Origin of the sequence: Streptomyces sp. NPDC059900 (genome assembly GCF_050270335.1) — a bacterium.
Lineage (GTDB): Bacteria > Actinomycetota > Actinomycetes > Streptomycetales > Streptomycetaceae > Streptomyces.
This window is the reverse complement of sequence record NZ_JBNNJZ010000771.1, coordinates 1-3236: the sequence shown is the minus strand read 5'-3', so window position 1 is coordinate 3236 and position 3236 is coordinate 1. Positions and strand designations below refer to the sequence as shown.

4 protein-coding genes are annotated in these 3236 nt (G+C 66.3%); 2 read left to right on the top strand and 2 right to left on the bottom strand.

The window, feature by feature from the left end:
- The first annotated feature begins 54 nt into the window (after nucleotides 1–54).
- Nucleotides 55–621, top strand: a complete 567-nt coding sequence (locus ACQKIP_RS43655) for a hypothetical protein (RefSeq protein ID WP_365857006.1) — start codon at nucleotides 55–57, stop codon at nucleotides 619–621.
- A gap of 50 nt (nucleotides 622–671) precedes the next feature.
- Here ACQKIP_RS43655 and ACQKIP_RS43650 read toward each other — a convergent pair whose 3' ends face one another.
- Together ACQKIP_RS43650 and ACQKIP_RS43645 are read right to left on the bottom strand one after the other, a co-directional pair.
- Nucleotides 672–1580 (bottom strand): aminoglycoside phosphotransferase family protein, encoded by a 909-nt coding sequence (locus tag ACQKIP_RS43650; RefSeq protein ID WP_365857008.1) that lies wholly within the window; start codon nucleotides 1578–1580, stop codon nucleotides 672–674.
- Between the two features lie 112 nt (nucleotides 1581–1692).
- Entirely contained in the window at nucleotides 1693–2205 is a 513-nt protein-coding gene (locus ACQKIP_RS43645; RefSeq protein WP_365857148.1) for a hypothetical protein, read from the bottom strand.
- A 302-nt stretch (nucleotides 2206–2507) separates the two neighbouring features.
- On the opposite strand from ACQKIP_RS43645, the gene ACQKIP_RS43640 reads away from it, so the two are divergent.
- Nucleotides 2508–2888, top strand: coding sequence for a hypothetical protein (locus ACQKIP_RS43640; protein ID WP_365857010.1), 381 nt, complete (start codon nucleotides 2508–2510; stop codon nucleotides 2886–2888).
- Nucleotides 2889–3236 lie beyond the last annotated feature (348 nt).

Here is a 3236-nt window from a genome sequence, read left to right as displayed (position 1 = left end):
CAACACCATCGATGCCCTCGCGGAGCTGGCGGTAGCGGCGGATCAGGGGCGGCGGTGACCATCCTGGTGCCCCTGCTCACCCTGCTCCTGGGCGCGGGGCTCGGATTCCTGTCCAGTCTCCTGCTGGAGCGCCACCGTCAGGCAAACACGGTCGCGGCCAAGGTCATCGACGTGTACTTGGACCTCCGGAAACAGCTCTGCGAGAAGGTGAGCGAGCTCGCGGGCCTTCGACTGGACACCCTGCCCTCCGCAGAGGAACTGAACGCGAAGCGCGAAGCGATCTCCAGCCTGTACTACCGCTTCTACGATTTCACCCCCAAGCGGGTGCTGCAGGAGCTGAACTGCCTCTACGCCTGCCTCGGCGACCGCGAGAACCGGCTCTACGTGATCCGGAACGACGAACTGCGGCTCGCCGGGAAGGCGGAGACGGCTGCGTTGATCGAGGACACGTCGTTGCTGGACAATTTCAGGTTCTACGCGTTGGTCCCGCTCATGAGCGGCGATCGTGACACCCGCCGAGCGGCGTCGATCAACTACCAGGCGCGGCGGGTTCTGCACGTGATCAACCAGGACCTGACCGTTCGTTCCCTGCTCGATTGGTCACGCAGCCCGCGCAAGTAGCACCCCGTTTCGCTAAGGCCGCCTCGTTTACGACCAGTTGCTGCTTCAGGTCACGCGGGCGACGATCTGTCCGCCAGGATGCGATTCAAGGACCGTTGACCTGTCCGGCTCATGGCCGGGTTGCTTTTGACGTAGTACCAGACCAACCCCATTGCCTGGACGAAAGCCCACGCCTTGCCTCGTTCCCACTCCAGGTCGTCGCTGCCCAGGTGATCACGGAGCAGCTGGCGCGGTCCGGCTTCGAGCAGATGCCACGCACTCACAAGATCCAGTGAAGGGTCAGCCGGCCCGAAGCCGCCGACGTCGAGAACTCCCGTGAGCCGACCGGCGCGGACGAGCACGTTGCCGGGAATCAGATCGCTGTGGGCCATGGTGTCCCCGGCGGTGCCGCGCGGCAGTTCACGCAGAGTTGCCCAGATGCGGCGCAGCCGGGGGACGTCCAGGAGCTGCTCGCTGTGCCGGAAGCAGGTCTCCATCCATGCGTCATGGGACTGCAGGTCGCCTCCCCGGCCGGTGCCGGCGAATGTGCGGCCGTGCGTGTCGATCGCGCGCAGGTCGCCGAGGAGATCGGCCAGGTCGCGGGCAAACGCGTATGATCCGCCCGGGTCATCGTGGGCGGCTACGACGCCGGGCAGCCAGGTCTGCACCGACCAGCAGAGCGGGTAGCCTGCCCCGGGTTCGCCCAGTGCGACCGGCTCGGGCGTGGCGAAACGCGTGCGACCCGCCAGCTCGCGTGCCGCTGCGGCTTCGGATTCCAGCCAGCGCCGCGTCGACTCGGTGTCTGCGGCCTGGAGGGGAAATCGGGCTGTGAAACGGTCGCCGATACGGAAGATGGCGTTGACCGTGCCCTGCGAGTCGATACTCCGGACGGGCAGGCTCCGCCACGCGGGAAACTGCTGTTCTACCAGCATGCGCACCCTCTCAGGTGACACCGTCAGCTGGTCGGCGTGCATCTTCATGGTGGAAGCATCCGCGTGAGGATCTTCAGCTGCAACCCATTTCCGTCGTGCGACGTGGCCTGCCGGAAGTCCGGCCCATGGTGCGATGCCCCTGACTGCCGGCGCGGGGCACTCACTGACCCAGCTTGTGGCGGGCGTAATCCTGATGGGCCGCACCGACCTCGATGCGGTTTTCGTCGAGGCCGTTGACGATGCGCAGGCAGTCGCGGGCGAAGACGAACTCCACGGCCACGGTTCCAGCCGCCAGGTCACGGTCTGTCGGCCGCCATTCGAGGAGCGCGACCTCGTACAAGTCCTGGCCGACGAATGGTTCGAGGTGTTCATCGCTGTGAGACCACTGGGGCGTGTGCTCGACCGATTCCCACCCTGTGATGGTCGCCGCGGTGTCGATCGTGTCCCAGCCGATCGAGAGTTCGTCGAACTTCCAGTGGCAGACCTCCACCTGGATGCCGTCGAAGTCCAGCACCACCGGGCAGTCGGCGAACCAGTCCCCGTCTTCGGCGAACTGCACCAGCGCGAATCCCGTCAGCCGTCGACCGGCGAGCGCCGCCAGGCGCGATCCGTGCGCCTGCCGAATCACGTCGGCCCCGGTCAGGAAGGACGGCTCGAAACCAGAGATCCCCATGTTCACAGCACCTGAGTCTCCCGGACTTGGATACAACCGGCCACCGCATATCGACCAGGAGGATCGTCGGCGTCGGCGTCACTTGGCAGGCCGGGCCTCGTCCAAGCCGTGCTCACCCTGCATCACGTCACCTCATCCGCGGGTCGATACTGCCTGACGGGCGGGTACGGTAGCCGTCAAGTTGCTGCATGGCGCGGCAGTTTGGCGGCGCGGAGGAACTGCCTTGATCTTGTCTCGGCGCCGATGACAGAGTGCTCTTGCAGATCACATCCCGCACGTCTTCGCAGACAGGAACGTTTGTCATGAGCACACTCGGATTCGCCGGAAAGGCATCCGCCGCCCTCGCCCTGGCCTGCGCGGCCACGATGCTGATGCCGGCCACTCCGGCCGCCGCCTCGGACTGGGACCGGAACTGCTACAGCATCTCGGCCCCCTACAAGGGCATCAGCGAGATCATCGGCAAGGCCGGCAAGACCCGCAGCGGCTGCACTGACGCCACGATCTCCCTGCAGCGTCACCGTTGGTACGGCTGGGAAGAGATGGACTGGACCCCGCTCGAGAGCGGCACCAAGTTGGCGTATTGGAACTGCACGGGTTCGGGCACCTACACCTACAAGACGGTCGTGGGCGTCGACTCCAACCTCGCTACCTACGAGAGCGCCGAACGCCGCTTGACCTGCTGAGGCAGAGGCTCGGCGGAAGCAGCGAGAAGGTCGGCAAGGGTACGGGGTGGTGTAGCCGGGAACTCGGCGGGCCGCAGACTCTGAGATCTTCAACTGCGACGCCTGCCGCAATGTGAATCGCGCGCCGGTGCGGCATCACCGGCACCCTCATGAAAGCCACCCGCGCGAACCCGCCGTCCGGTCGGATCCCGGTGCAGGGCATTGCCTGCACCGCGTGTCCCACACCCCGCCGCGCTGATCCCGCCCGGGACGTCCCCTGTAACCGTCCGGGACGACGGGTGAACGGGTATCGGGCGCTCGGCATACCGCTAACGTGCGGCGGCCCAGCTCAGCCCATGCGCCCATGCC

Bases quoted from the DNA above. Each gene is read 5' to 3' on its own strand.
- ACQKIP_RS43650 (WP_365857008.1), bottom strand. From the start codon at position 1,580: ATGAAGATGCACGCCGACCAGCTGACGGTGTCACCTGAGAGGGTGCGC.
- ACQKIP_RS43640 (WP_365857010.1), top strand. From the start codon at position 2,508: ATGAGCACACTCGGATTCGCCGGAAAGGCATCCGCCGCCCTCGCCCTG.
- ACQKIP_RS43645 (WP_365857148.1), bottom strand. From the start codon at position 2,205: ATGGGGATCTCTGGTTTCGAGCCGTCCTTCCTGACCGGGGCCGACGTG.